The sequence below is a fragment of the Sphingomonas sp. UBA978 genome (assembly GCF_002292295.1).
Lineage (GTDB): Bacteria > Pseudomonadota > Alphaproteobacteria > Sphingomonadales > Sphingomonadaceae > Sphingomonas.
Map to the genome: position 1 here is coordinate 33,110 of NZ_DBBS01000002.1, position 26,797 is coordinate 59,906.

Here is a 26,797-nt window from a genome sequence, read left to right on the forward strand (position 1 = left end):
CTTCGCTCGCGATGACGGGGTCACAGCGGAATATTGTCATGCTTCTTCCACGGATTCTCTAGGCTCTTGCCCTTGAGTTTCCGCAAGCCCAGCGCGATCCGCCGCCGGGTCGAGTGCGGCTGGATCACCTCGTCGATGAAGCCCTTGCTCGCCGCGACGAAGGGGTTGGCGAAGCGTGCCTCGTACTCGGCGGTACGCTCGGCGATCTCCTCGGGCGTTTTCCCGCGGAAGATGATCTCCACCGCGCCCTTCGCGCCCATCACCGCGATCTCGGCGGTCGGCCAGGCGTAGTTGAGGTCGCCGCGCAGATGCTTCGACGCCATCACGTCGTACGCGCCGCCATAGGCCTTGCGGGTGATGACGGTGATCTTGGGCACGGTCGCCTCGGCATAGGCGAAGAGCAGCTTCGCGCCATGCTTGATGATGCCGTTATGCTCCTGCGCGGTGCCCGGCAGGAAGCCGGGCACGTCGACGAAGGTCACGATCGGGATGTCGAACGCGTCGCAGAAGCGCACGAACCGCGCCGCCTTCTTCGAGGAATTGATGTCGAGCACGCCCGCCAGCACCATCGGCTGGTTGGCGACGAAGCCGACCGTGCGCCCCTCGATCCGGCCGAAGCCGGTGATGATGTTGCCCGCATGCGCCGGCTGGGTTTCGAAGAAGTCGCCTTCGTCGACGACCTTCCGGATCAGCTCGTGCATGTCATAGGGCTGGTTGGCGCTCGCCGGCACCAATGTGTCGAGGCTGGGCTCCAGCCGGTCCCACGCATCCGCGGTCGGGCGTTCCGGCACGGGTTCGCGGTTCGAGGCGGGCAGGAAGTCGATGAAGTCGCGCGCCGCCAGCAGCGCCTCGATATCGTTCTCGAACGCATTGTCGGCGACCGACGTCTTGGTGGTGTGCGTCACCGCGCCGCCCAGCGCCTCCTGTGTCACCACCTCGTTGGTCACCGTCTTGACCACGTCGGGGCCGGTGACGAACATGTAGCTCGAATCCTTCACCATGAAGATGAAGTCGGTCATCGCCGGCGAATAGACCGCGCCGCCCGCGCACGGCCCCATGATGAGGCTCAATTGCGGCACGACGCCCGATGCGAGCACGTTGCGCTGGAACACCTCGGCATAGCCGCCGAGGCTCGCCACGCCCTCCTGGATGCGCGCGCCGCCCGAATCGTTGAGGCCGATCACCGGCGCGCCGACCTTCAGCGCGGTGTCCATCACCTTGCAGATCTTCTGCGCGTGGCGTTCGGACAGCGACCCGCCGAACACGGTGAAATCCTGGCTGAAGACATAGACCAGCCGGCCGTTGATCGTCCCCGATCCGGTGACGACGCCATCGCCGGGGATGATCTGCGTCTCCATGCCGAAATCGACGCAATTGTGCTCGACGTACATGTCGATCTCTTCGAACGACCCTTCGTCGAGCAGCACGTCGAGGCGTTCGCGTGCGGTCAGCTTGCCCTTGGCGTGCTGCGCGGCGACGCGTTTTGCGCCACCTCCGGCTCTGGCAGCGGTACGACGGCGTTCGAGTTCGTTCAGCGTGGATGACATACAGGCTCCTGCTCGTCTCTCTCGCCCCGTGTAGCCCGATGCCGCAACTGTGGTTTTGCAAAATTGCAACCATGGGGTTTGCAAAGTAGGGCGAGCCGATGGCCGACGTTCCCCGCCCCCGTATCTTCGCCGGCGACCGCGTACGGGCGCTGCGCGCGCGCCTGTCGCTCAGCCAGACTGCGCTCAGCCGCCGGCTCGGCATCTCGACCAGCTATCTCTCGCAGATCGAAAGCGGCGACCGGCCGATCACCGGCGGCGTGCTGGGCGCGCTGGCCCGCGCCTTTCCGCTCGACTGGGTCGATGTCGCGCCCGAGGACGACAGCGCCGCGCTGGTCGGCGCGCTGGAGGCGGGAACCGATCCCTCCGTCCCCGCCGCGCTGCTGGACGAGGACGCCATCCTGCGCGGGCTGAAGCAGCAGCCGCTGGTGACGCGGCGGATGACCGCGCTCCATGCCGCGCTGCGCCGCTCGCAGGAGCAATTGCGCGTGCTCGACGACCGCGTCGACGCCAGCCAGCCGACGCTGCTGCCATGGGAGGAGGTGCGCGACTGGTTCCAGGGCAGCGGCAATTACATCGATCCGCTCGACCGGTTCGCCGAGGCGCTGGCCGACGCCCTGCCCGGCACGCGGTCGACCGCCACCCTGCTGACCGAACGGCTGCGCGATGCGCACGGCATCGCGGTGATCGAGGACGGCAGCGCGCTGCGCGCCTATGACGCCGCCCGCGCCACCCTGCTGATCGACGGCGCGCAGCCGATCGAGACGCGGCATTTCCAGCTCGCGCACCAGCTGATCCGGCTGGAGGCGGATGCGCTGATCGAGGGGATCGTCGCCGCCGCACCGCTGCGGTCGGACGCCGCGCGCGAACTGCTGCGCGTCGGCCTCGCCAATTACGGTGCCGGCGCGTTGCTGATGCCCTATGCCCGGTTCCGCGCCGAGGCCCGCCGGTGCCGCCACGACGTCGATGCGCTGCGCCAGCGGTTCGGCGTCAGCTTCGAACAGATCTGCCACCGCCTGTCGACGCTGCAGCGGCCCGGCGCGCCCGGCATCCCCTTCTTCTTCTGCCGCATCGACATGGCGGGCAACATCACCAAGCGCCATTCCGCCACCCGGCTGCAATTCGCGCAATATGGCGGCGCCTGTCCGCTGTGGGTGGCGCATGAGGCGGTCGCCATCTCCGACCGCATCCTCGTCCAGGTCGCCGAGATGCCCGACGGCGCGCGCTACGTGTCGATGGCCAAGGGGCTGGTGAAGGCGACCGCCAGCTACCGCCGCACGCCGCGCCGCTATGCGGTGGTGCTGGGGTGCGAGGTCGAACATGCCGGCGATTTCGTCTACGGCGACGGCCTCGACGTCGGCGGGGCGGGCAGCGCCACCCCGATCGGCCCGTCCTGCCGCATCTGCCCCCGCCGCGACTGCGACCAGCGCGCCTTCCCCCCGGCAGGCCGCGAATTGCTGATCGACCCCGACCGCCGCACGATCGTACCCTATGCGTTCGAGTGATGCGCTGCGCCGTCGGGTTGATGACACCGCCGGACGATGGCCACGATCCGTTCGGGAGCACGCGCCGCGGCGGGTTCGTCCCGGACGATCGCGCCGACCGTCGCTGCGCGCGTGGCGATCGAAGGATCCTTCACCACCTGTGCGATGGCCGCTTGCGCCGCCGCTTGGCGAAACGCTGCCGGACGGATCGTGGCCCCAATCCCCAGCCGGGTAATTCGCGCACCATTGTCGAACTGATCGCCGAAGAAGGGGACGACCAGCTGCGGCACGCCTGCGCGCGCATTGCCTGACCGATGGTGCCGATGCCGCCGTGATGCACTACCGCCGCCGCACGCCCGAACAATCGGGAATGCGGCACATAGCCCATCCGCATAACGTCTCCGGCATCGTCACGCAGGCCGGATTCGCCCGTTAGCAGTACCGCGCGTCGGCCCAGTTTCCGTGTCGCCGCGATCGCCTCGTCATAGAAATCGCCAGGCGCATGGACAACGAAGGAGCCTAGCGTGAATACGATCGGTGGGGGGCCGCGGTCGAGAAACGCCGTTAGTGCGGGATCGAGCGGAGCGGAGAAACCATGCTCGCTGTCGAACAATGGAAAGCCGATCGCCTCCGTTCCCGGCGGCGCATCGGGTTGCACCGTCGCGAGCAGCGGCGAGTAACAGCAGAGCGTCGCCACCTGCGCTGGCAACGGATCGAACATCGGCGTCGCACGATGTGGTCGCAGGCCGTGTGCGGTTCGGACGCGCGCCACGGCACCGCCGTATCGCGCCCGGACGGCAAGGCGCAGCATCGTAAGCAGCCCGGCGTTCCATCGCCGTCCGATCGGTCCGGCCGGGGCGTGCGCCATCATTGCCGATTCCGGTGCTACCGGTGGATCGCAGCCAGACAGCATCGCCATCGGTTGCAGATTGAGCGCGACCAGCGGCAGGCCGCGCTTCTCGGCGACAATCCCCGCCGCTAGCGCATACATCGATCCGACGATCACATCGGCATCGCCGGCCAGCGCATCGAGAGCGATGGTACTGTCGGCAAGCGCGGGGAGGATCACGGACTCGATCATGAAACTGCGCTGCGTCAGCACCCGGTGCGCGGCCTCCGCCGCATCGATTCCCAGTCGTGCGCAGATCGTCGCGAAGCCTGGCAGGATCGCCTCGGCGGCGAGCCCCGTGCCGTGCACCTTGTCGACGTGATCGGCCGGCACCGCGAGCAGTACGTCATGCCCCTGTGCCTGCAGCGCCAGCCCGATCGCGATAAACGGGTGGAGATCGCCGAGTGATCCGATCGTGACCAGCAGCGCTTTCATCGCCATACCCCCGATCGCGGTGGTACACCGATTTAATGACGATACGAATCGGGATCGGCGGCTGGACCTACGAGCCGTGGCGCGGGACCTTCTATCCCGCCAAATGGCCGCAGAAGCGCGAGCTCGAATATGCCGCGTCGCAGCTGTCGGCGATCGAGATCAACGGCACATATTATTCGAGCTTCAAGCCCGCCAGCTTCGCCAATTGGGCGGTGGCGGTGCCGGACGGCTTCGTCTTCGCGGTCAAGGCATCGCGCTATTGCACCAACCGCAAGGTGCTGGCCGAGGCGGGGGAATCGATCGAGCGCTTCGTCGGGCAGGGGATTGTCGAACTGGGCGACAAACTCGGCCCGATCCTGTGGCAGTTCATGGCGACCAAGAGGTTCGACGCGGACGACATGGCCGCGTTCCTCAAGCTGCTGCCGGCATCCCACGCCGGCGTACCGCTGCGCCATGCGGTGCAGGTGCGGCACGAGAGCTTCGCCGATCCCGCCTTCGTCGCGATGGCGCGGGCGGCGAACGTCGGAATCGTCTATGCCGATTCGACCGACTATCCGGCGATCGCCGACGTCACCGCCGACTTTGTCTATGCCCGGCTGGAGGCGGCGGAGGAGGAGAATCCGGCGGGCTATACCGACGCCGCGCTCGACGACTGGGCGAGGGCGGCGCGGACGTGGCAGGCGGGCGGATCACCCGACGGCCTGCCCTATGTCACCCCCGACACGCCCGCGAAGGCGCAGCGCGACACGTTCGTCTTCTTCATCAACGGCGCCAAGGTCCGCGCGCCCCATGGGGCGATGGCGCTGATCGCGCGGCTGCGCTGATCCCGGCGTCCGTCCGGGGATGACCCGGATGGTCCCCCTCAATCCACCTTGAACAACCGCAGCGGCGAATCCTTCGGCAGCGGTAGCGGCGTCAGCCACGCCGGCAGCTCGCCATGCGCCAGCTGGTCGTAGAAGCCGCCGGGATCGCGGGCGCGATAGTTGGTCGATTCCGAATGGTTCGGGCAGAGCATCAGCATCGTCGCGCCATGGCGGCGGATGATCGCATGCGCTTCGTCCGCCGACCGGCCGAAGGCGTGCTGGACGTCGAGGATCGCGGCGCCGTTGCGGTGATACGGGCCGGCGATCGCATCGTGATGCGTCACGGTGATGAGCCGTGGTCCCAGGTCGACGAAGGTGAAGATCGTCTGCGCCGGATAGCGGTCGAGCGCCTTCAGCACCGTGTAGCGCACGCAATTGCCGGTCGAGCCGTTGACCCGCTTCGTATAGGCATTGGGCCGGTCGACCGGCAGATATTTGATGATGAGCCCGGCGAACAGGCCCGACACGAGCAGGAACGCCGCCACCGTGCCGCCGATCCGCACCGGCATCGAGCGGTGGCCGAGCAGCCACGGCAGCACGATCCAGCCGAGCAGCGTCGCGCCCGGCACCGCGAGCAGCTGCGCCGCCGGTCCGGCGCGCACCTGCCACAGCAGCATCAGGCAGGCGAAGGTGACGAACAACGCCACCGCGGTCCAGCCGATCAGCGCCTTCGTGCCGCGCGCACGCCAGGCGCCGAGCAGGACGCCGACGACGCCGACGACCGGCAGCGCCGCGATCGGGAAACCGAGGCGGAAGGCGTGCTTGTAGATCGGCTTGGCCTCGCGGACGTTGTTCAGCCAGTTCTTCTCCAGCTCGGGCGAGACGCCCTCGGGCCGTGCAAGGCATTGCGGGAAGAAATGGACGAAGCCGGCGACGATCACCGCGCCCGCCAGCACCGACAGGCCGAGGCGCAGGTTGCGCGCCGCCGGGTCGAGCCGCGCGAGCAGGAACAGCAGCGCTCCCGCCGCGACGCAGACGCTCAGCCACACCGGGGTCAGCGCATCGCAGCGCATCGCATGATTGGCGTCCGATGCGAACGCCGCGAAGCCGATCGCGCTGCCGCCGCCGAGGCTGAGGGCATAGGCCTGCAACCGCGTCGATTCGACCCGGTCCCAGACCCAGCGCAGCGCGAGGATCGCACCCGCCATCGCGCAATAGGGCAGCATCTCCAGCCCGATCGACAGGCTGACCGCACTGGCGAGGCCGACCATCAGCCCGCCGCGCGCACCCCTGGGATCGCACAGGCCGGCGACGGTCAGGCTCAGCATCGCGAGCTGCCAGCCGTGATGGTCGATCCGTTCGGGCAGGAACATCAGCATCGTCGCCGACGTGCCGAGCAGGAAGACCAGCGCCAGCGGCCAGGCGCGCGGATCGATCAGTCGCCGCACCGTCGCCGCGACCCCCAGCATCGCGATCGACAGCGGCAGCAGCGGCGCGATCCCGCAGGCCAGTCGCTCCGCCCAGAAGTTGCTGGTGAACAGGCGAAAGAACAGGATCAGCCCGGCGATCGGCAGGTCGACGATGCGGCTCCAGTGGATGTCGAACCCGACCGGCGGGTTGAGCCGATAGTTGCGCAGGTCGTACCAGGGCTGGCCCGCCAGCCACGCGCGCACCTGCATCAGCCGCATATTGTCGTCGGTGTCGCCCAGCGACAGCCAGCGCACCAGATTCCAGTCGCTCCAGATGTACCAGACCGCCACCGCCAGCCAGGCGATCAGGGTCAGCGCGATCCAGTGCCGGTCGATGGCGTCGACGAGGCGACCGCGTGCCGTGGGAGCGGGGGGGAAAGTGTTCAACTGCTGCGACCCTTGAATTACCGTTCCGTTCCCGGCCCATTGCCTTTAGGGCGGGCAGGATGGCGAGGGAAGCACCGGCACGACTGGCAGGATTGCGCGACAGCGGCATGCTCGGGCAGATCGTCCGCTTCGGGATCGCCGGGGGCCTGTCGACGCTGATCTATTCGGCCGTCTACCTGCCGCTGACCATCTGGGTCTTTCCCCGCGAACATGCCGTCTATGCCGTCCCGTTCGCCTTTGCCGTGGCGGTCACCGCCGGCTATGTCCTGCACAGTCGCTGGAGCTTCCGCGACCATGGCTCGGGCAGCCGCGGGCGGCGGCAACAGGCGCAGTTCGTCGGCGTGCAGGCGTCGGGCATGGCGCTGAACGCCGCCATCACCTGGATCGGCACCGCGCTGCTCGGCCTGCCGGCCTGGGCGCCGCTGCTGCCCGCGGTGGCGCTCGCCACCATCTTCACCTTCATCCTCAACCGCTGGCTGGTGTTCGCGTAACTATGGATCGCATCGTCTACGACCGGATGGCCGCGCATGATTCCACCCATTGGTGGTATCGCGCGCGCCGCGACATCCTCAGCGATTATCTGACCCGCTACGGCGCCCTCCCGAAGGACGCGCGCATCCTCGAGATCGGCTGCGGCACCGGCCACAACCTGCCGATGCTCGCCGCGTTCGGCGAGGTCGACGCGATCGAGATCGATCCCGCCGCGCGGGACATCGCCAGCGCGCGGCTCGGCAAGCCGGTCGGCGATGCGCCCTTGCCCGACCTGCCCGGCGTGCCGCGCGGCCGCTACGATCTCGTCGCGGTGCTCGACGTCGTCGAACATATCGCCGACGACGTCGCCGCGCTGAAGGGGATGGCGAGCCTGCTCAGGCCCGGCGGCAAGATCCTGATCGCGGTGCCGGCGCACCAATGGCTGTGGAGCGCGCACGACGTGGTGAATCACCACCACCGCCGCTATTCCAAGGCGTCGCTGACGACAGCGATCGCGGCGGCGGGGCTGAAACCCCGCAAGCTCACCTATTTCAATTCGCTATTGTTCCCGCTGGCGGCGGCGGCGCGCATCGCGGGGCGGCTGACCGGCCGCGACGACAGCGACGATTCGCCCCCCGCCAAACCCCTCAACGCGCTGTTCGAGACGATTTTTCGCCTCGAACGCCACGCGGTCGGTCGCGTCCCGCTGACGCTCGGCGTCTCGATCGTGACGCTCGCAGAACCGAAATAGGCCGAGCCTCCCTCTCCCCGCCGGGGAGAGGGAGGAAGGGTCACTCCGCCGCGCGCCGCTCCTCGGCGTCGGCCACCTCGAACTCGGGTGAGGGTTCGGCGGCGTTGAATCCCAGCGTCGAATGGCCCTTCACCGGTCCGGCGATGTCCGCCACCAGATAGAGCGGCCGCCGCTTCGATTCGATGTAGAGCCGGCCGAGATACTCGCCGATCATGCCGAGCACGAACATCTGCACCGCGCTCAGCACGGTGACGACCAGCATCGTCGAGGTCCAGCCCTGCACCGGCGATCCCTCGAAGAACCCCCACAGGATGTAGAAGAGCAGCAGCAGCGACGCGCCGGCGAGGATCACCGAGGCATGGCTGGCGAAGCGCAGCGGCGCGGTCGAGAAACCGGTGACCGCATCGAAGGCGAGGCGCACCATCTTGCCGAGCGGATAATTGGTCTCGCCCGCATGCCGTTCGGCGCGGTCGTACGGAAAGGGGACCTGGCGGAATCCCACCCAGGCGACCATGCCGCGGATGAAGCGCGCCTGTTCGGGCAGCGACAGCAGCGCGTCGAGCGCGCGGCGGCTCATCAGCCGGAAGTCGCCGGTGTCGAGCGGGATCGGCGTGTCGGTGACGCGGTCGAGCACGCGATAGAAAGCGGCCGCGGTCGCCTTCTTGAAGATCGTCTCGCCCTGACGCTTGCGGCGCACCGCATAGACGACGTCCGCCGCCTGCGCCGCCATCGTCGCGCGCATGTCGGTCAGCAATTCGGGCGGGTCCTGCAGATCGGCGTCGATGATGAGGATTTGCGCGCCCGAACACAGGTCCAGCCCCGCGGTCAGCGCCAGCTGGTGGCCATGGTTGCGCGACAGGTTGATCGCGACCAGCCGCGGGTCGGCCGCGGACAGGCGCTGCATCACCGCCCAGCTGTCGTCGCGGCTGCCGTCGTTGATGAGAACGATCTCGTGATCGTCGCCCACCGCCGCAGTCGCCGCCGCCGACACGCGCGCGTGCAGCAGCTCCAGGCACGCGGCCTCGTTGTAGCAGGGGATGACGACGGACAACGCGGGGCGGTACATAAGATACCGCCCTTAACGCGTCGCCGGCCCGTCATCCATACGTAACGTATTGGTGCGCTATCCCAGCAGCGTGCTCAGCACGTCGGGATGGAAGGCCCAGCCGGCGAAACCGCACAGCGACAGGAACAGCCCGAACGCGGCGAAGCCCCAGGCGGCGCCCAGCAGCCAGCCGCTCTCGGCCAGCGCCGCGACCGCGCAGATCGAGATGGCGGTGGCGATCGCCGCCTCGCTCGCGTCGAACTGGTCGTCGTGGACGTTGAGCGCGTCGTAGCGGTCGCCCGCCGCCCGGGCCGCCACGGCCAGGCGTGGCGCCTCGCGGCGATAGCGCGCGGCATCGGTGGCGAGCCGGTCCGATGGCGGCGCGCGCATCGCCGCGAGTTGCAGCTGCGCGATCTCGGTAACGCGCAGCTTGGTGCGCGTCGCCTGATATTCATTCCACAGGTCGACCGAGCGCGCCTGCGCCTGGTCCATCGCCTGGACGATGTTGCCGTCCTTGATATTGCCCAGTCCCATCGCGACCGACAGGACGACGACGGTGACCGCGACGCGGCGGTTGAGGCGTTTGTCCTTCGCCTCGGCGCTGACCTCGAACTCCATGGCGCCGCCCTTGCCGCCCGGGGCACGGCGGCGCCAGTGAATTGCCTGTCATCCGCGCGTCAGGAATAGTCCTTCAGCTCGTCGCCGGTGATGTGGACGACGTGGAGCACGTTGGTCGATCCCGGCGTGCGGAACGGCACGCCCGCCATCACGATCACGCGGTCGCCCGCCTTGGCGATGCCGGTGCGCAGCGCCATGCGCTTCGCCTTGCCGACCATGTCCTCGAACGATTCGACGTCGCGGGTGTGGACCGCATGCGTGCCCCACAACAGGCCGAGCCGGCGCGCGGTGTCGCGGCTCGGCGTCAGCACCAGGATCGGCACCGACGGCCGTTCGCGCGCGATGCGGCGCGCGGTCGATCCCGAGGTGGTGAAGCAGATGATCGCGGTCGCCGACGTCGTCTTGGCGATCTGCTTGGCCGCCTCCGCCAGCGCGTCGGCGGTGGTCGGATCGGGCCGCATCACGGTGAAGTGGACGCGGTCGCCATGCATCGGATCGCCTTCGACCGAGATGCCGATCGAATTCATCATCGCGACCGATTCGACCGGCCACGCGCCCGCCGCGCTCTCCGCGGACAGCATGATCGCATCGGCGCCGTCGTAGATCGCGGTGGCGACGTCGGACACCTCGGCGCGGGTCGGCGACGGGCTCTGGATCATCGATTCGAGCATCTGCGTCGCGACGACGACGGGGCGGCCGAGCCGGCGCGCCGTCTCGACGATCCGCTTCTGCAGCGGCGGCACCGTCTGCGGCGGCAGCTCGACGCCCAGGTCGCCGCGCGCGACCATCACGCCGTCGCACATCTCGACGATCTCCTCGAGCCGGTCGATCGCCGCCGGCTTCTCGATCTTGGCGAGCAGCGCCGCCTTGCCGCCGATCAGCTTGCGCGCCTCGGCCAGATCCTCGGGCCGCTGCACGAACGACAGCGCGATCCAGTCGACGCCCTGTTCGACCGCAAAGGCGAGGTCGCTGCGGTCCTTTTCGGTCAGCGCCGCCATCGGCAGCACCACGTCGGGGACGTTCAGCCCCTTGTTGTTCGACAGCGGGCCGCCGACCTCGACCGTCGTCTCGATCCGCTCGGGGCCGTGATCGGTGACGCGCAGCACCAGCTTGCCGTCGTCGAGCAACAGGCGGGCGCCCGGCTCGATCGCGGCGAAGATCTCCTTGTGCGGCAGCTCGACGCGGGTCGCGTCGCCGGGCGTGGGATCGCGGTCGAGCACGAAGGTGCTGCCGCTTTCCAGCACGGTCCGGCCGCCCTCGAACCTGCCCACGCGCAGCTTGGGACCCTGCAGGTCCGCGAGGATCGTGGTCGGCCGCTGGAACTCGCGCTCGAGCCCGCGGATCGCCTCGATCACCGCGACCTTGGACTGCTGGTCGCCGTGGCTCATGTTGACGCGGAACGCGTCCGCGCCCGCCTGGAACAGCGTCGCGATCATCTCGGGTGTATTGCTCGCCGGACCTAGGGTCGCGAGCACACGCACTTTCCGCGAGCGGGGCGCGATGGCAGTGGTCATAGAAAGGGGCTCCTGGGGAATGGCCGCGACCTCCTCTAAACCCTATCTAGGCGCGATCAACCTTCGGAAAGACCCGCATGACCGACAAACTCGATGCCCTGCCCGATGCCGTCGCGGCACAGGCGTTCCGCCGCCTCGTCCGCCATCTGCGCCATCGCACCGATGCGCAGAACGTCGATCTGATGGGCCTGTCGGGCTTCTGCCGCAACTGCCTGTCCGACTGGATCGAGGAGGCGGGCGATCTGCCCAGGGCGGAGGCGCGCGAGACGATCTACGGCATGCCGCAGGCGGAGTGGAAGGCGCGCTACCAGACCGAGGCGACGCCCGACCAGCTCGCGCGGATGGAGGAGAGCGTCAAGCGCAATGCGGGGCGCGAAGAGGCGCTGGACGACGCGCTCGACGACAGCTTCCCGGCGAGCGACCCGCCCGCGATGACCGAACCCGGCCGCGGCTAAGGCCGGGGTTGAGCGCGACGTGGTAAACGCCTAGACGCCCGCCCCTACCGGTCGAAACCGGTATCCTTTCAGCGAATCATATGAGGGCCGCGCACCAGCCGCGGCGGGGTGGGACAATGGCGGACGAACGGCAAGAAGGCATGGGCGGCGGTCAGGTCGCAGCGGACGAACTGCGCCTGCTGATCGAGCGCGCCGAACGGCTCGAGGAAGAGAAAAAGGGCATTTCGGACGACATCAAGGACGTGATGGCCGAGGCCAAGGGTCGCGGCTACGACCCCAAGGCGATCCGCAAGATCCTCTCGATCCGCAAGAAGAAGAAGGAAGAATATCAGGAGGAGGAGGCGATCCTCGAGGTATACATGCAGGCGCTCGGCATGATCTGACCGGCAGGCGGCTTGACCGGTCGTCCGGGGCTGTATTAATCGCATAAGTCACGTTGCGATGGAGCCTGCCCCGATGACCGCCCGTCTTGCCGCCGTCCTGATCGTTGCTGCGGTCGCCTCGCCCGCGACCGCGCGCGTCGCCGACACCGCGGCGGTGGAGCAGGTCGTCGACCGCTTCAACGCCGCCCGGGCGGCTTTCGACCCTGTCGCGCTCGGCGCCACGCTGGCGCCCGATTACGAAGAAATCTCGCCGGTCGGCGATGTCGACGATCGCGCCGAGGTCCTCGGCTTCTACCGCGCCGACCAGCGCAAGGCCGGGCCGGTGATCCAGAGCAGCGAACGCCGCAGCGCGATCCACGGCCCGTTCGGGATCGCGACGGAGCGTCTGTCCTTTACGATGACGCGTCCCGATGGCGCGACGATGACCCGCTCGCTCCGCGCCCGCTATGTCGCGGTGCGCAGCGGCGCCGGCTGGAAGCTGGTGTCGGCGCAATATACCCCGGTGCCGCCGGCGAAATGACGCTCGGGTGACGATCCTCGCGTTCTCGCTCGGCTTCGTCGCGATCAATCTGCTGACCGTGTTCGCCTTTGCGCATGACAAGGCGCGGGCCGTCTCCGGTGGCTGGCGGGTGCGCGAATCGACCTTGCTGGGCCTCGCCCTGATCGGGGGATCGCCGGGTGCCGTCTGGGCGCGGCACCGTTGGCGTCACAAGACCCGCAAGCAACCCTTCGCGACCTGTCTCGACCTGATCTTTATGGTCCATGCCGGACTGGCCGTCGGGCTGGCGACGCTGCTGATCCGGTAGATCCGGGCCGATCGTGACCCGGGGTCGGGGGGCTATGCCGCCTCGCTCGCCGCGGTCGTCCATCCCAGTCGCGGGATCGTGATCGAGCGCTTCCCCGACAGGTCGACGCGCGCGACGAACAGCTCGCGGCTTTCGATATAGCCGATCAGGCGGCGCACCCGGCCGAGCGAACTGGTGCCGTACGTCTCGGCCATCGCCGCATCCGACGGGCACGGCTCGCCGTTCTTCGCCGCGCGTGCGACCAGCAGGAAGGCGCCGATCATATCGTCGGGCAGCGAATAGGCGAGCTCCATGGCCTCCGCCCATTGCGGGTCGGTGACGTCGAAGATGCCGGCACGCGCCGCCGACAGCCGCCGGGTGAAGCCGGGCAGGTCGAGCGGCGGTTTCGCCAGCCCCGCCATCCGGCAGCGCACCTGGAAATCCTGGAACAGCACCGAGGGCGGGCGCAGCGCCGAATCGCGGTCCGCGACGATCGCCTCGAGCACGGCGGCATAGATCGCCTCGACCTCGCCGTCCGACTTGTCGGGCAGCGGCGCGAGCGTCGTCTGCTGCGACACCGGCCGTTCGATCGTGTCGAGCAGTTCGTCCGCGGGCACCCGGCGGGGCCGCGAATCGAAGCTCATCGGCAGTTGCGGCGCCTCTTCGGGCGGCGGGGCGAAGATCAGCTGCTGCAGGTTTTCGGCGGGCGCGGTCGGCAGCGGCGTCAGCTTGGGGCTGCCGCTGCGCGCCGAGGTCGCGACCTGGCCGATCTTGACCGTGATCGGCCGCCGCGACACCGCCGGCCCCAGTGCGAGGAAGGTGCCGCGCGCCAGATCGCGGATCACATCGGCCTGCCGCCGCTCCATGCCGAGCAGGTCGGCGGCGCGCGCCATGTCGATATCGAGGAAGGTGCGCCCCATCAGGAAGTTCGACGCCTCCGCCGCGACGTTCTTGGCGAGCTTCGCCAGCCGCTGCGTCGCGATCACGCCGGCGAGGCCACGCTTGCGGCCACGGCACATCAGGTTGGTCATCGCCGACAGGGACGCGCGCCGCACCTCTTCGGCGACCTCGCCGCCGGTGACCGGCGCGAACAATTGCGCCTCGTCGACCACGACCAGCGCCGGATACCAATGGTCGCGCGGCGCATCGAACAGAGCCGACAGGAAGGCGGCGGCGCAGCGCATCTGTCCCTCCGCCTCCAGCCCCTCGAGGCTCAGCACGACCGAGGCGCGATGTTCGCGCAGCCGCGTCGCGATCCGCGCGATTTCCGGCACCGAATAGTCCGCCGCCTCGATCACGACATGGCCGTACGGCCCGGCGAGCGTGACGAAGTCGCCCTCCGGATCGATCACCACCTGTTGCACCTGTCCCGCCGATCCTTCGAGCAGGCGGCGCAGCAGGTGCGACTTGCCCGACCCCGAATTGCCCTGGACGAGCAAGCGGGTGGCGAGCAGTTCTTCGAGGTCCATGGTCACGGGCGCGCCGCGCTCGTCGCTGCCCATGTCTACGCTGACGGTCATTGTGGCTGCGTTTGGCGTATCCGGGGGGGCGGGGGCAAGCGGTTTGCGGCGATTGCCGGTTCGCGACCGCTCCACTACGGCACCGGTCGATCCCTGCCGCCCGAGGAGGCCCCATGTCGCCGATCCCGCTCGCCGATCTCGCCCAGCGCCTGTTGCGCAAGCCCGCGCATGCGCTCGACGCGGAGGAGCGGCGCGTCCTCGACAGCATCGATGCCGGTACGATCGTCAGCCGCGACGCCGCCGACGAGGCGGATGCGCGGGCGAGCTTCGGCGAGCGCCTGTCCGACCGGGTCGCGGCGATCGGCGGCTCGTGGAGCTTCATCATCGCCTTCACCGCGGTGCTGCTTGGCTGGATGCTGCTCAATTCGGACGTGCTGGCGCATTTCGGCGCGGCGTTCGATCCCTTCCCCTACATCTTCCTCAACCTGATGCTCTCCACCGTCGCGGCGATCCAGGCGCCGGTCATCATGATGAGCCAGAACCGCCAGGCGGCGAAGGACCGGCTCGCCGCCAGCCTCGATTACGAGACCAACCTGCGCGCCGAACTCGACATCCTGCGCCTGCACCAGAAGCTCGACGGCGTCGTGCTCGACCGGCTCGCGGCGCTGGAGGAAAAGATCGACAGGCTGGCGAACCGCGCGCCCGCGGCCTAAGGACGTGCCATTATTCGCTAGAGGCAGTCATGGCAGGCCATTCCAAGTTCAAGAACATCATGCACCGCAAGGGCGCGCAGGATAAGAAGCGCTCGGGCATGTTCTCCAAGCTTTCCCGCGAAATCACCGTCGCGGCGAAGATGGGTCTTCCCGATCCCGACATGAACCCGCGCCTGCGCGCCGCGGTCAACGCCGCCAAGGCGCAGTCGGTCCCCAAGGACAATATCCAGCGCGCGATCGACAAGGCGTCGAAGGGCGATACCGAGAATTACGAGGAAATCCGCTACGAGGGCTTCGGCCCCGGCGGCGTCAGCCTCATCATCGAGGCGCTGTCCGACAACCGCAACCGCACCGCGACCAACGTGCGCACCGCGGTGTCGAAGAACGGCGGCAACCTCGGCGCGAGCGGTTCGGTCAGCCATGCGTTCGATCGCGTCGGCCTCATCAGCTACCCCGCCGCCGCCGGTGACGCCGAAACGGTGTTCGAAGCGGCGCTGGAAGCGGGGGCCGAGGACGTGACCTCGTCCGAGGACGGCCACGAGATCTGGACCGCGGTCGGCGACCTGCACGAAGTCGCCAAGGCGCTCGAGCCGGTGCTCGGCGAACCCGAAGGCGCCAAGCTCGCCTGGCGTCCGCAGACGATGGTGTCGGTCGACGAAGGCGATGCGGCGACGCTGTTCAAGCTGATCGACACGCTCGACGACGACGACGACGTGCAGACCGTATGGGGCAATTACGAGGTCTCCGACGAGGTGATGGAGAAGCTGGGCTGACCGGAAAAGCCCCTCCTCTTCAGAGGAGGGGTTGGGGTGGAGGAGTCACGAGGGTGATCGATCATGCGCGCCAAAACCGCCGCAACCCCACGGAACCCGAACGTCGTCTCTGGCGACATCTGTCCGGCTCGCGCCTGGGCGGTTTCAAATTTCGTCGGCAGCATGCGATCGACAGCCGCATCCTCGATTTCTTCTGCCCGTCGCTTGCGCTTGGCATCGAGATCGATGGCGACACTCATGATCCCGCCACCGACCGCAGGCGCGATGCGCTGTTGAAGCAGCAATACGGCATCGCCATACTTCGCTTCACCAACGCCGACGTCATGACCAATATGGAAGGCGTGCTCCTGACCATCCTCGACCGCGCTCGCCAGATGCCACCGCGCTGGCCAACGACCGGACTCCTCCACCCCAACCCCTCCTCTGAAGAGGAGGGGCTTTCCCCATGATTATCCTTGGCCTCGACCCCGGGCTCGGCACCACCGGCTGGGGCGTCATCCATGCCGACGGCAACCGCCTCAAGCATATCGCCAACGGCCAGATCAGGACCGATCCGTCGATGCCGCTCCCCCGCCGCCTGTCGAACCTGCACGCCGCGCTGATCGACGTGATCCTCGCCGAGCGCCCCGACGGCGCCGCGGTCGAGGAGGTGCTGGGCAACACCAACGCGCAATCCACGCTCAAGCTGGGCCAGGCGCGCGGCGTCGTGCTGCTCGCCGCCGCCGCCAGCGGACTGCATATCGGCGAATATCACCCCTCGACCGTCAAGAAGGCGGTCGTCGGCACCGGCGGCGCGGAAAAGCGCCAGATCCAGGCGATGATGGCCGTGCTGCTGCCGGGTGCGAAGCTGGCCGGGCCCGACGCCGCCGACGCGCTTGCGGTCGCGATCACGCACGCGCATCATCTCGCCTCGGCCCAGGGCATGGCGCGCCGCGCCAGGGTGACCGCATGATCGCACATCTCAAGGGCCGGCTCGATGCGACCGGCGTTGATTATGCCGTGATCGACGTCGGCGGCGTCGGCTATTTCGTCGGCGCCTCGGCGCGCACGCTCGCCGCGATCGGCCCGGTCGGCGAGGCGGCGATGCTGCACACCGAGATGCTGGTCGCCGAGGATTCGATCCGCCTCGTCGGCTTCGCCCGCGCCGAGGAGCGCGACTGGTTCCGCCTGCTGACCGGCGTCCAGGGGGTGGGCTCGCGCGTCGCGCTCGCGATCCTGTCGGCGCTCGACACGGCCGAGATCGCGCGTGCGGTATCCGCGCAGGACAAGGCGATGGTCGCGCGCGCCAACGGCGTCGGCCCGAAGCTCGCCGAGCGGATCGTCCGCGAGCTGAAGGACAAGGTCGGCACCGTCGCGCTGGGCCCCGCGGCGGCCGCGCAGGTCATGCCGGCCGGCGCCGCCGCGGATGCGGTGTCGGCGTTGCTCAATCTCGGCTTCCGCCCCGCCGAGGCGGCAAGCGCGGTCGGCGCGGCGGAGGAAGACCTTGGCCCCGCGGCGACGCTCGACGCATTGGTGCGGCTGGCGCTGCGCAAGGCGGCGAAGTGATCCCACGTCGCTGGACGCTCGGATGAAACAGGACTATATCGGGAACATGGCGCAACTGCACGTCTCTCTCCCGGCCGACCTCCAGCGCTATGTCGAAGGGCGCGTGTCCGCGGCGGGATTCACCGATCCGGCCGATTATCTGCGCGTGCTGATCGAGCGCGATCAGCATAGTTATCAGGCCGATGTGCGGCGCGTCCGCCTTCTGGTCGAGGAAGGGATCGCGTCGGGGATCGTCGATCGCGAACCCGAAGACATATTGGACGACATCATCGCCGATATCCGTAACGCAGATGACTAGGCTGCGCGTCAGCGCGCAAGCCCGTCGCGATCTGCAGATTATCGGCAGGGAAGGCCGGCGCCGATTCGGCCGTTCGGCATCAGAGGCGCATATCGAAGGGTTTCGTCGCTTGTTCGCTTTGTTGCGCGACCAGCCATTCGCCGGCCAGGAATGGCCCGATCTGGAACTGGGCGTCCGGTCCCTGTCGCATCGTCCCCATCGTATCCTGTATCGCGTCGTCGGCGGCGCCGTCATGATCGATCGCATCATCCATCAGGCCCGCGATCTGCGGCATGCTCTCCCGGTCGAACAATGACCGACGACCGCCTCCTCACCGCCAGCCGCCGTCCCGAGGACGTCGATGCGGCGCTGCGGCCGCGCAGCCTCGACGAATTCGTCGGGCAGCAGGCCGCGCGTGAGAATCTGCGCGTGTTCATCGAGGCGGCGCGGCAGCGCGGTGACGCGCTCGACCATGTGCTGTTCTTCGGCCCGCCGGGGCTCGGCAAGACGACGCTGGCGCAGATCATCGCGCGCGAGATGGGCGTCGGCTTCCGCGCCACCTCCGGCCCGGTCATCGCCAAGTCGGGCGACCTCGCCGCCCTGCTCACCAATCTCGAGGACGGCGACGTGCTGTTCATCGACGAGATCCACCGCCTCCAGCCCGCGGTCGAGGAGGTGCTCTACCCGGCGATGGAGGATCGCGCGCTCGACCTGATGATCGGCGAGGGGCCGTCGGCGCGCAGCGTCCGGATCGACCTGCCCAAGTTCACGCTGGTCGGCGCGACGACGCGGCAGGGGTTGCTGACGACGCCGCTGCGCGACCGCTTCGGCATTCCCGTCCGCCTGCAATTCTACACCGTCGAGGAACTGACCCGCGTCGTCACCCGCGCGGCCGGGCTGCTCGACCTCGGCATCGCCCCCGACGGCGCCAGCGAGATCGCCCGCCGCGCGCGCGGCACGCCGCGTATCGCCGGCCGCCTGCTGCGCCGGGTGCGCGACTTCGCCAATGTCGCGGGTACGCCGACCGTCGATCGCATCGCCGCCGACCGCGCGCTCAACCGGCTGGAGGTCGATGCGCTCGGCCTCGACGCGATGGACCGGCGCTACCTTCACATGATCGCCGACATCTACCGCGGCGGGCCGGTGGGCGTCGAGACGCTCGCCGCCGGCCTGTCCGAACCGCGCGACACGATCGAGGAGGTGATCGAACCCTATCTGATCCAGCTCGGCCTCGTCGCGCGCACCGCGCGCGGCCGCGTGCTCAACGCCGGCGGCTGGAAGCATCTCGGCCTCAATCCGCCGGCGGGATCGCAGGACGGTTTATTTGACGTGGGGATGGATGATGGAAAGCGATGATTTGGCCATTGCGTGTCCCCGATTGCTGCGCGAAGCGGAACGACATCTCGCAAACTATGAAAACATCATCTGGATGTTGATCGTTGTGGTCGTCATCGAGGCGATCATCATATACGACCAGTGCCGAAAAAAGCCGTAACAGGTGGCCTTTGAGTTTGCCGTTAGCTTTCGGTGCGTGATCCGGTAGACAAGCCCTATGCCCAGTTCGGCCGCCGCCTCCGCCCGCGAAATCCTCACCCGTCTCCACGACGTCATGGCCGGCCGCAACCCGGCGCAGGCGAAGCTGAACGCCGTCGTCGGCATCATCGCCGAGGCGATGGATAGCGAGGTCTGCTCGATCTATCTGCTGCGCGAGGGCGTGCTCGAACTGTTCGCCACCCGCGGGCTCGACCAGGCGGCGGTGCACGTCACCAAGCTGGCGCTGGGCGAAGGCCTGGTCGGTTCGATCGCCGAGGATGTCGAGGTGCTCAACCTCGATGAGGCCGCCAGCCATCCCGATTTCGCCTACAAGCCCGAAACGGGCGAGGAGCGCTACCACAGCTTCGCCGGCGTGCCGATCATCCGCCGCGAACGCGCGGTCGGGGTGCTCGCGGTGCAGCACAGCGAGCAGCGCAAATATCAGGACGTCGAGATCGAGGCGTTGCAGACCGTCGCGATGGTCCTGTCCGAACTGATCGCCAATGCCGGGCTGATCGACGCCGCGGGCGCCGGCACCAACCGTCCGCAGTCGACCGCCGCGGTCCGCCTGCCCGGGCAGAAGCTGGTCGAGGGCATGGCCTCGGGCCATGCGGTGTTCCACCAGCCGCGGATCGTCGTCGAACATACCGTCGCCGAGGATACCGATGCGGAGCGCCACCGCGTCTACGCCGCGTTCGACAAGATGCGCGAACAGATCGACCGGATGACGCGCGAGGCGGAATTCGGCGTCGGCGGCGAGCATGAGGAGGTCCTGCAGACCTACAAGATGTTCGCCTATGACGAGGGCTGGGCGCGGCGGATCAACGAGGCGATCGACAGCGGGCTCACCGCCGAGGCGGCGATCGAGCGCGTCCAGCAGCGTACCCGCCAGCGCATGCGCCAGATCGACGATCCGCTGCTCGCCGACCGGATGCACGACCTCGAGGATCTGGCGAACCGGCTGCTGCGCATCGTCTCGGGCCAGATGGGCACGGCGGCGCAGATGGGGTTGCGGCAGGACACGATCCTGATCGCGCGCAACCTCGGCCCCGCCGAGCTGCTCGAATATGACAAGCGCCGGCTGAAGGGGGTGATCCTCGAGGAAGGGTCGCTGACCGCGCATGTCACCATCGTCGCGCGGGCGATGGGCGTGCCGGTGCTCGGCCGCGTCCGCGACGTCCGCCGGCTGATCGCGGAAGGCGACCTGCTGCTGCTCGATTCGGTCGCGGGCAACGTCTTCGTCCGCCCGTCGTCGGGGATGGAGGAGGCGTTCGAATCGAAGCTGGCGCTCCGCCAGAAGCGCAAGGCCGCCTTCGCCGCGCTGCGCGACGTGCCGCCGGTGACGAAGGACGGCCATCGCGTCACGCTGATGGTCAACGCCGGCCTGCGCGACGACGTCGCCGCGCTCGATATCACCGGCGCGGACGGGATCGGCCTGTTCCGCACCGAATTCCAGTTCCTCGTTTCCGCGACGCTGCCGCAGCGCGAGCGCCAGCAGCGCCTCTACAAGGAGGTGCTGGATGCCGCCGGCGACCGCCCGGTGATCTTCCGCACCGTCGACATCGGCGGCGACAAGGCCTTGCCCTACCTCAACAAGGAGGATGCGGACGAGGAGAATCCGGCGATGGGCTGGCGCGCGTTGCGGCTCGCGCTCGATCGCGACGGCCTGATGAAGGTGCAGGCGCGCGCGCTGATCGAGGCGGCGTCGGGCCGCACGCTGAACGTCATGTTCCCGATGGTGTCGGAAGCATGGGAATTCGCCGAGGCGAAGGCCTTGTTCGAGGCGCAGCGGGCATGGATCGGCGCACGCGGCCGCCGCCTGCCGCTCGAGATCCGCTATGGCGCGATGCTCGAGGTGCCGGCACTCGCCGAACAGCTCGACCTGCTGCTGCCGGAGATCGATTTCCTGTCGGTCGGCACCAACGATCTGACGCAATTCCTGTTCGCCGCCGATCGCGCCAATCCGCGCCTCGCCGAACGCTACGACTGGCTGAGCCCGTCGATCCTGCGCTTCCTGTCGCGGGTGGTCGGGCCGTGCCGCGACGCCGAGGTCGCGCTCGCCGTCTGTGGCGAGATGGGCGGCCGGCCGGTCGAGGCGATGGCGCTGATCGGGCTGGGTATCGACCGCCTGTCGATCACGCCGGCGGCGATCGGGCCGATCAAGGCGATGGTGCGCAGCCTCGATCATGCCGCGCTCACCGCCTTCGTCGCGCAGCTGATCGCGCGTCCGCCACGCGACATGCGCGGGGCGCTGACCGACTGGGCGGTGCAAAGCGGCGTCGATCTGGCCTGAAAGGCCGTCGAACCGGGCGGCGCTCACGTTGACTTGCAGCAAGGCATCGGGGAATGTCGCCCACGTCAGCGATCCGCAGCACTCCATTGGAGACACGAATGGACGAGGTCGATCCCGGCCAGCCCAACCCGAATACCGTTCCGCCGGCCCGGCCGGGGGAGCGGTTGCGTGAGGCGCGCGAGAGCAGGGGACTGAGTCTGGCGGAAGTCGCCGCGCGCACCCGCGTGCCGCAGCGGCATCTGGAGGCGCTGGAGGCGGGCGATTACGCCGCGCTGCCGTCGCCGACCTATGCAATGGGCTTTTCCAAGGCCTATGCCCGCGCGGTCGGCATCGACGAGGTCGTCATCGCGCAGGAGGTGCGGCGCGATCTCGACCGGCTCGGGCCGCGCCGCCCGGAATATGTCCCGTACGAAACCGCCGATCCCGCCCGCGTGCCGTCGCGCGGGGTGGCGATCCTCGGCGTCGGCGTCGCGCTCGCGGTATTGATCCTCGTCGGCCTGTGGTATGGCACCAGCCTGTTCCAGCCGGGCAGCGGCACGCCCGCCGCCGGCGAGACGGTGGTCGCGCAGACGATCGCGCCGACGCCGACGCCCGCCGCCACCCCGGCGGCGCCGACCGGCGGACAGGTGGTGCTGACCGCCAGCGACGAGGTGTGGCTCCGCGTATACGACGCCGACAACGCGACGCTGTATCTCGGCACGATGAAGCCGGGCGAGACGTTCACCGTCCCGGCCGGCGCCAACGATCCGAAGATCAACGTCGGCCGCCCGGACAAGCTCGCGGTGACGCTCAACGGCTCGGCGATCCCGCCGCTCGGCGACGGATCGCGCGCGATCAAGGACGTACGGGTCAGCGGCGAGGCGATCGCGGCGCGGCTCGCCGGACAGCCCGAGGCCGCCGCCACACCGGCGGCGGCGACGGCCGACCGGACCCCGACGCGCGCCGCCGCGACGCGGCCCGCGCGCAGCGAGCGCCGTCCGGCGCTCAGCGAGACGCAGCGCGCCAACCTCCAGTCGTCGCAAGAACCGGCGGCGACGGGCAATTCTTCTGCGCCTTAAGGCTGGCGACAGCTAGGCGGATGCAGCTATGACGGCGCTTCGTTAACCTGACACGCGCCGGGGGGTGCCCAAGACCATGCGTACGATCATCTGGGCGCTTGCCGCCGCCACGTCCTTGATTCCCGTCGCCGCATTGGCGCAGAGCAATGTTGAGGGCCGCGTCGGCAAGCTCGAAAGCGAGATGCGCGCGGTGCAGCGCAAGGTCTTTCCGGGCGGCGCCGGCCAGTATCTCCAGCCCGAGATCTCGCGGCCCGATACGCCGCAGGCCGCCGGCGGCAGCCCCGCGACCAGCGCGGTCGCCGACCTGACCAGCCGCGTCACCGCGCTGGAGCAGCAGATGGCGGGGATGACCGACCAGATCGAGCAGACGGGCTACAAGGTCCGTCAGCTGCAGGACCAGTTCGACGCCTACAAGCGCAGCACCGATGCGAGGCTCGCCGGCCTCGCCTCTACCCCGGCGCTGGCGACTACGCCCGCCTCGACGCCGCTCGGCGAGGACGAGGCGGCGGCCGGCGCGACGACGCGGCCGACCCGGACGCCGCCGCGCGGCACCGCGACGCCCCGCCCCGTGGCGACGCCCGCGACCGTGGTCGACACCGCGGAGGATAGCGCGCCGGCGACCGGCGCGAAGGTCGACAAGCCCGCGACCGGCGACACGCCCGAGGACGAATATCTCTACGGCTATCGCCTGTGGGCGGCGAAGCAATATCCGCAGGCCGAGGCGCAGCTCAAGAAGGTGGTCGCCACCTATCCCAAGCACCGCCGCGCCAGCTATGCGCAGAACCTGCTCGGCCGCTCCTACCTCGATGAGGGCAAGCCCAGCCTCGCGTCGATGGCTTTCTACGACAATTACAAGAAGATGCCCGACGGCGAGCGCGCGCCCGACAGCCTCTATTATCTCGCCCAAGCGCTGATGAAGCTCAACAAGCCGGCCGATGCCTGCAAGGTGTACGGCGAGCTCACCGACGTCTACGGCAGCAAGGTTTCCGGACAGATGAAGGCCGATGTCGAGAAGGGCCGTACCGCCGCCAAGTGCAAGTGAGCCGCTGGCCGAGCAGGCCGACCGGTTTCGTCACGACCTGATCCGCACGCTAGGGCATGAGCCCCGCGGGGCGCTGCTCGTCGCCGTGTCCGGCGGCCCGGACAGCATGGCGATGCTGACGCTCGCCGCCGCCGCCTTCCCTGACGGCGTCCACGCCGCGACGGTCGATCACCGGCTGCGCGCGGATGCCGCGGCGGAGGCGGCGATGGTGGCGGCGCATTGCGCGCACCTCGCCGTCCCTCATGCGACGCTCGTCCCCGCGCAGCCGATCGCCGGCGCCAGCATCCAGGCGGCGGCGCGCCATGCCCGTTACGCGCTGCTCGCCGATCATGCGCGTGCGATCGCGGCGGAGGCGCTGGCGACCGCACATCATGTCGACGATCAGGCCGAAACCTTCCTGATGCGCGCGGCGCGCGGATCGGGCATCGCCGGTCTCGCCGGGGTGCGGCCGCGCACGACGATCGGCGCGGTGACGGTGATCCGGCCGCTGCTCGACTGGCGCCGCGCCGAGCTGCGCGCGATCGTCCGCCGGGCGGAGGTGCCGTTCGTCGACGATCCCTCCAACCTCGATCCGGCACACGACCGCACTCGCTTCCGCCGCCTGCTCGACGCCAACGAATGGCTCGGCCCGCCGCAGATCGCCCGCTCCGCGGCGGCGCTGGCGGAGGCGGACGGCGATGTCCGCGCGATCGTCGACTGGCTGTGGTCGAGCCGCGCGACGGTCGCCGGTCCGGTCGTGCGCGTCGACGTCGCCGACCTGCCGCGCGAACTCACCCGTCGCCTGGCCCGCCGCGCGATCGGGCTCGTGATCGAGACGGCCGGGATCGCCGCACCGAGGTGGAGCGAATCGGCCAATATCGAATCGTTGCTCGACGCGCTGGCGGCCGGAAAACGGGCGACGCAGGCCGGCGTCGTGGTCGGCCCTCAGGGCGGCGCGTGGCGCTTCCGCCCCGCTCCGGCGCGCCGTTCGGGCTGATCGACGCCGGGCGATCGCCAAATCGCCCGGATTCCTCGCCGGGCACCACGAATCCGGGCATCCGTTCCATTGCCATTAACCCGCATGCGCTTATCTTGGCGGGATGAACGACAACGACAAGCAGCCCCCGAACGGCAGCGGGAACGACGGCGGCAACAATGGCGGCGGCAGCCCCTGGATGAAGAGCCTGCTCATCTGGGTCGGCATCCTGCTCGCGCTGGCTTTGTTCGTGACCATATTCGACGGCCGCACCAGCGCCGGCGCCGGCAATACGGTCGCCTATTCGAAGTTCCTCGATCAGGTCGACGAAGGCACCGTGAAGGATGTCGCGATCAGCCGCGACGTCATCACCGGCACCTATTCCAGCGGCGACAAGTTCCGGACCTATCCGATCCAGGACCCGACGCTGGTGCCGCACCTGCGCCAGAAGAACGTGACGATCGCGGCCAAGCCCGACGAGGGCACGTCGATGTGGATGCTGCTGCTCTATCAGTCGCTGCCGTTCCTGCTGTTCCTCGGCATCGCCTTCTTCGTGCTCAAGCAGATGCAGAAGAATACCGGTGGCGGCGCGATGGGGTTCGGCAAGAGCCGCGCGCGCATGCTGACGCAGAAGGAAGGCAAGGTCACCTTCGACGATGTCGCCGGCATCGACGAGGCGCGGTCGGAGCTGACGGAGATCGTCGACTTCCTCAAGGACCCGACCAAGTTTGCGCGTCTCGGCGGCAAGATTCCCAAGGGCGCGTTGCTGGTCGGTTCGCCGGGCACCGGCAAGACGCTGCTCGCCCGCGCGATCGCGGGTGAGGCGGGCGTGCCGTTCTTCACCATCTCGGGCTCGGACTTCGTCGAGATGTTCGTCGGCGTCGGCGCATCGCGCGTCCGCGACATGTTCGAACAGGCCAAGAAGTCGGCGCCGTGCATAGTCTTCATCGACGAAATCGACGCGGTCGGCCGCCATCGCGGCGCCGGCCTCGGCAACGGCAACGACGAACGCGAACAGACGCTCAACCAGCTGCTGGTCGAGATGGACGGCTTCGAGGCCAATGAGGGGATCATCATCGTCGCGGCGACCAACCGTCCCGACGTGCTCGACCCCGCGCTGCTGCGTCCCGGCCGCTTCGACCGCCAGGTCGTCGTGCCGCGCCCGGATATCGAGGGCCGGATCAAGATCCTCGAAGTCCATATGAAGAAGGTGCCGCTGGCGCCCGACGTCGACGCCCGCGTCATCGCGCGCGGCACGCCGGGCTTCTCGGGCGCCGATCTCGCCAATCTCGTCAACGAGGCGGCGCTGACCGGGGCGCGCAAGGGCAAGCGCCTCGTCGCGATGGCCGAGTTCGAGGAGGCCAAGGACAAGGTCATGATGGGCGCCGAGCGCCGGTCGATGGTCATGACCGAGGACGAAAAGCGCATGACCGCCTATCACGAGGCCGGCCATGCGATCGTCTCGATCCACGAACAGGCGTCCGACCCGATTCACAAGGCGACGATCATCCCGCGTGGGCGTGCGCTCGGCATGGTCATGCGCCTGCCGGAACGCGACAGTTACAGCTACCATCGCGACAAGATGTACGCGAACCTCGCGGTGGCGATGGGCGGCCGCGTCGCCGAAGAGATCATCTTCGGTTACGACAAGGTGTCGTCCGGCGCGTCCGGCGACATCCAGTACGCCACCGGGCTCGCGCGCGACATGGTCACCAAATGGGGCATGTCGGACAAGGTCGGGCCGGTCGAATATGCCCAGCCGGAGGGCGAATCCTTCCTCGGCTATTCCTCGTCGCAGCCGGTCCGCATGTCGAACGCGACCGCGCAGTTGATCGACGACGAGATCAAGGGCATCGTCGAGGGCGGGCTGACCCGCGCCAAGCAGCTGCTGACCGAGCATGTCGACCAGCTCCACCTGCTCGCCGGCGCCCTGCTCGAATATGAGACGCTGTCCGGCGACGAGATCAAGAAGCTGATCGCGGGTGAGGAAATTGGTCGTCCCGATCCCTCGGGACCCAAGTCGAGCGTGCCGCGCGCCGGCACCTCGATTCCCAAGACCCGTCGTCCCGGCGGCCCGTTCGGCAATCCGGCACCGCTCGGCGCCTGATCCCGTCT

At 68.7% G+C, this 26,797-nt stretch carries 28 protein-coding genes; 21 read left to right on the forward strand and 7 right to left on the reverse strand.

The features are described 5' to 3' along the window. Positions 1–20 precede the first annotated feature (20 nt). Positions 21–1,547: an acyl-CoA carboxylase subunit beta gene (locus B2515_RS00180; RefSeq protein ID WP_293872518.1), complete on the reverse strand. Its 1,527-nt coding sequence runs from the start codon at positions 1,545–1,547 to the stop codon at positions 21–23. A gap of 98 nt (positions 1,548–1,645) precedes the next feature. Here B2515_RS00180 and B2515_RS00185 point away from each other — a divergent pair, with 98 nt between their 5' ends. Further along, on the forward strand, positions 1,646–3,049 hold the full coding sequence (locus B2515_RS00185; protein WP_293872519.1) for a helix-turn-helix domain-containing protein: 1,404 nt from the start codon (positions 1,646–1,648) through the stop codon (positions 3,047–3,049). On the opposite strand, the gene B2515_RS17320 is transcribed toward B2515_RS00185, so the two are convergent. Beyond that, a complete protein-coding gene (locus B2515_RS17320; protein WP_366001910.1) occupies positions 3,034–3,318 on the reverse strand; it encodes a hypothetical protein in 285 nt (94 codons plus the stop codon). The two genes, B2515_RS00185 and B2515_RS17320, sit on opposite strands and share 16 nt — an antisense overlap. 1,069 nt (positions 3,319–4,387) lie before the next feature. Between B2515_RS17320 and B2515_RS00195 the strand changes: the two genes are divergently transcribed. Further along, a complete protein-coding gene (locus B2515_RS00195) occupies positions 4,388–5,176 on the forward strand; it encodes a DUF72 domain-containing protein (RefSeq protein ID WP_293872523.1) in 789 nt (262 codons plus the stop codon). Between the two features lie 38 nt (positions 5,177–5,214). Here B2515_RS00195 and B2515_RS00200 read toward each other — a convergent pair whose 3' ends face one another. Further along, positions 5,215–7,011 (reverse strand): AcrB/AcrD/AcrF family protein, encoded by a 1,797-nt coding sequence (locus tag B2515_RS00200; protein WP_293872525.1) that lies wholly within the window; start codon positions 7,009–7,011, stop codon positions 5,215–5,217. 59 nt (positions 7,012–7,070) lie between these two features. On the opposite strand from B2515_RS00200, the gene B2515_RS00205 reads away from it, so the two are divergent. Continuing rightward, a complete protein-coding gene (locus B2515_RS00205; protein WP_293872527.1) occupies positions 7,071–7,502 on the forward strand; it encodes a GtrA family protein in 432 nt (143 codons plus the stop codon). A 2-nt stretch (positions 7,503–7,504) separates the two neighbouring features. Next, positions 7,505–8,233, forward strand: coding sequence for a class I SAM-dependent methyltransferase (locus B2515_RS00210; RefSeq protein ID WP_293872529.1), 729 nt, complete (start codon positions 7,505–7,507; stop codon positions 8,231–8,233). 40 nt (positions 8,234–8,273) lie between these two features. Here B2515_RS00210 and B2515_RS00215 read toward each other — a convergent pair whose 3' ends face one another. From B2515_RS00215 to pyk, 3 genes are read right to left on the reverse strand one after another with little or no spacing between them, the layout of a single operon-like run. Continuing rightward, positions 8,274–9,299, reverse strand: a complete 1,026-nt coding sequence (locus tag B2515_RS00215; protein ID WP_293872531.1) for a glycosyltransferase family 2 protein — start codon at positions 9,297–9,299, stop codon at positions 8,274–8,276. 57 nt (positions 9,300–9,356) lie between these two features. Continuing rightward, complete coding sequence (locus tag B2515_RS00220) at positions 9,357–9,896, reverse strand: DUF4337 domain-containing protein (protein WP_293872533.1); 540 nt, start codon at positions 9,894–9,896, stop codon at positions 9,357–9,359. 59 nt (positions 9,897–9,955) lie between these two features. Further along, positions 9,956–11,410, reverse strand: coding sequence for a pyruvate kinase (gene pyk / locus B2515_RS00225; RefSeq protein ID WP_293872535.1), 1,455 nt, complete (start codon positions 11,408–11,410; stop codon positions 9,956–9,958). A gap of 77 nt (positions 11,411–11,487) precedes the next feature. On the opposite strand from pyk, the gene B2515_RS00230 reads away from it, so the two are divergent. The 4 genes from B2515_RS00230 to B2515_RS00245 all read left to right on the forward strand — a co-directional run bounded on the left by B2515_RS00230 (position 11,488) and on the right by B2515_RS00245 (position 13,054). After that, positions 11,488–11,865, forward strand: coding sequence for a DUF1244 domain-containing protein (locus B2515_RS00230; protein WP_293872536.1), 378 nt, complete (start codon positions 11,488–11,490; stop codon positions 11,863–11,865). A gap of 116 nt (positions 11,866–11,981) precedes the next feature. Beyond that, on the forward strand, positions 11,982–12,248 hold the full coding sequence (locus tag B2515_RS00235) for a DUF2312 domain-containing protein (protein ID WP_230631800.1): 267 nt from the start codon (positions 11,982–11,984) through the stop codon (positions 12,246–12,248). Positions 12,249–12,321: 73 nt separating this feature from the next. Then, positions 12,322–12,768: a nuclear transport factor 2 family protein gene (locus B2515_RS00240; protein WP_293872541.1), complete on the forward strand. Its 447-nt coding sequence runs from the start codon at positions 12,322–12,324 to the stop codon at positions 12,766–12,768. Positions 12,769–12,775: 7 nt separating this feature from the next. Beyond that, entirely contained in the window at positions 12,776–13,054 is a 279-nt protein-coding gene (locus B2515_RS00245) for a DUF1294 domain-containing protein (RefSeq protein ID WP_293872543.1), read from the forward strand. 32 nt (positions 13,055–13,086) lie between these two features. Here B2515_RS00245 and B2515_RS00250 read toward each other — a convergent pair whose 3' ends face one another. Beyond that, on the reverse strand, positions 13,087–14,553 hold the full coding sequence (locus B2515_RS00250; protein ID WP_293872545.1) for an ATP-binding protein: 1,467 nt from the start codon (positions 14,551–14,553) through the stop codon (positions 13,087–13,089). Between the two features lie 113 nt (positions 14,554–14,666). Here B2515_RS00250 and B2515_RS00255 point away from each other — a divergent pair, with 113 nt between their 5' ends. The 13 genes from B2515_RS00255 (at position 14,667) to ftsH (ending at position 26,789) form a co-directional block, all read left to right on the forward strand. After that, complete coding sequence (locus B2515_RS00255) at positions 14,667–15,206, forward strand: DUF1003 domain-containing protein (protein ID WP_293872547.1); 540 nt, start codon at positions 14,667–14,669, stop codon at positions 15,204–15,206. A gap of 29 nt (positions 15,207–15,235) precedes the next feature. After that, positions 15,236–15,979 (forward strand): YebC/PmpR family DNA-binding transcriptional regulator, encoded by a 744-nt coding sequence (locus B2515_RS00260; protein WP_293872549.1) that lies wholly within the window; start codon positions 15,236–15,238, stop codon positions 15,977–15,979. A gap of 53 nt (positions 15,980–16,032) precedes the next feature. Next, entirely contained in the window at positions 16,033–16,428 is a 396-nt protein-coding gene (locus tag B2515_RS00265) for an endonuclease domain-containing protein (protein ID WP_293872551.1), read from the forward strand. Next, the gene (gene ruvC / locus B2515_RS00270; protein WP_293872553.1) at positions 16,425–16,931 is read left to right on the forward strand and encodes a crossover junction endodeoxyribonuclease RuvC; all 507 of its coding nucleotides are present in this window, start codon (positions 16,425–16,427) and stop codon (positions 16,929–16,931) included. Before B2515_RS00265 ends, ruvC begins: the two co-directional genes overlap by 4 nt. Beyond that, complete coding sequence (ruvA, locus tag B2515_RS00275; RefSeq protein ID WP_293872555.1) at positions 16,928–17,524, forward strand: Holliday junction branch migration protein RuvA; 597 nt, start codon at positions 16,928–16,930, stop codon at positions 17,522–17,524. Before ruvC ends, ruvA begins: the two co-directional genes overlap by 4 nt. Before the next feature lie 46 nt (positions 17,525–17,570). Continuing rightward, on the forward strand, positions 17,571–17,822 hold the full coding sequence (locus B2515_RS00280) for a ribbon-helix-helix domain-containing protein (protein ID WP_293872557.1): 252 nt from the start codon (positions 17,571–17,573) through the stop codon (positions 17,820–17,822). Continuing rightward, the gene (locus B2515_RS17325; RefSeq protein ID WP_414711343.1) at positions 17,815–18,117 is read left to right on the forward strand and encodes a type II toxin-antitoxin system RelE/ParE family toxin; all 303 of its coding nucleotides are present in this window, start codon (positions 17,815–17,817) and stop codon (positions 18,115–18,117) included. The genes B2515_RS00280 and B2515_RS17325 overlap by 8 nt, the downstream gene beginning before the upstream one ends. Then, the gene (gene ruvB, locus B2515_RS00290) at positions 18,114–19,157 is read left to right on the forward strand and encodes a Holliday junction branch migration DNA helicase RuvB (protein ID WP_293872561.1); all 1,044 of its coding nucleotides are present in this window, start codon (positions 18,114–18,116) and stop codon (positions 19,155–19,157) included. Before B2515_RS17325 ends, ruvB begins: the two co-directional genes overlap by 4 nt. A 196-nt stretch (positions 19,158–19,353) precedes the next feature. Beyond that, positions 19,354–21,627, forward strand: coding sequence for a phosphoenolpyruvate--protein phosphotransferase (gene ptsP, locus B2515_RS00295; protein ID WP_293872563.1), 2,274 nt, complete (start codon positions 19,354–19,356; stop codon positions 21,625–21,627). Between the two features lie 98 nt (positions 21,628–21,725). Then, entirely contained in the window at positions 21,726–22,685 is a 960-nt protein-coding gene (locus B2515_RS00300; RefSeq protein WP_293872565.1) for a helix-turn-helix domain-containing protein, read from the forward strand. Positions 22,686–22,761: 76 nt separating this feature from the next. Continuing rightward, positions 22,762–23,727: a tetratricopeptide repeat protein gene (locus tag B2515_RS00305; protein ID WP_293872567.1), complete on the forward strand. Its 966-nt coding sequence runs from the start codon at positions 22,762–22,764 to the stop codon at positions 23,725–23,727. Further along, the gene (gene tilS / locus B2515_RS00310; protein WP_293872569.1) at positions 23,690–24,703 is read left to right on the forward strand and encodes a tRNA lysidine(34) synthetase TilS; all 1,014 of its coding nucleotides are present in this window, start codon (positions 23,690–23,692) and stop codon (positions 24,701–24,703) included. Before B2515_RS00305 ends, tilS begins: the two co-directional genes overlap by 38 nt. A 103-nt stretch (positions 24,704–24,806) precedes the next feature. Further along, positions 24,807–26,789, forward strand: coding sequence for an ATP-dependent zinc metalloprotease FtsH (gene ftsH / locus B2515_RS00315; protein WP_414711344.1), 1,983 nt, complete (start codon positions 24,807–24,809; stop codon positions 26,787–26,789). Positions 26,790–26,797 lie beyond the last annotated feature (8 nt).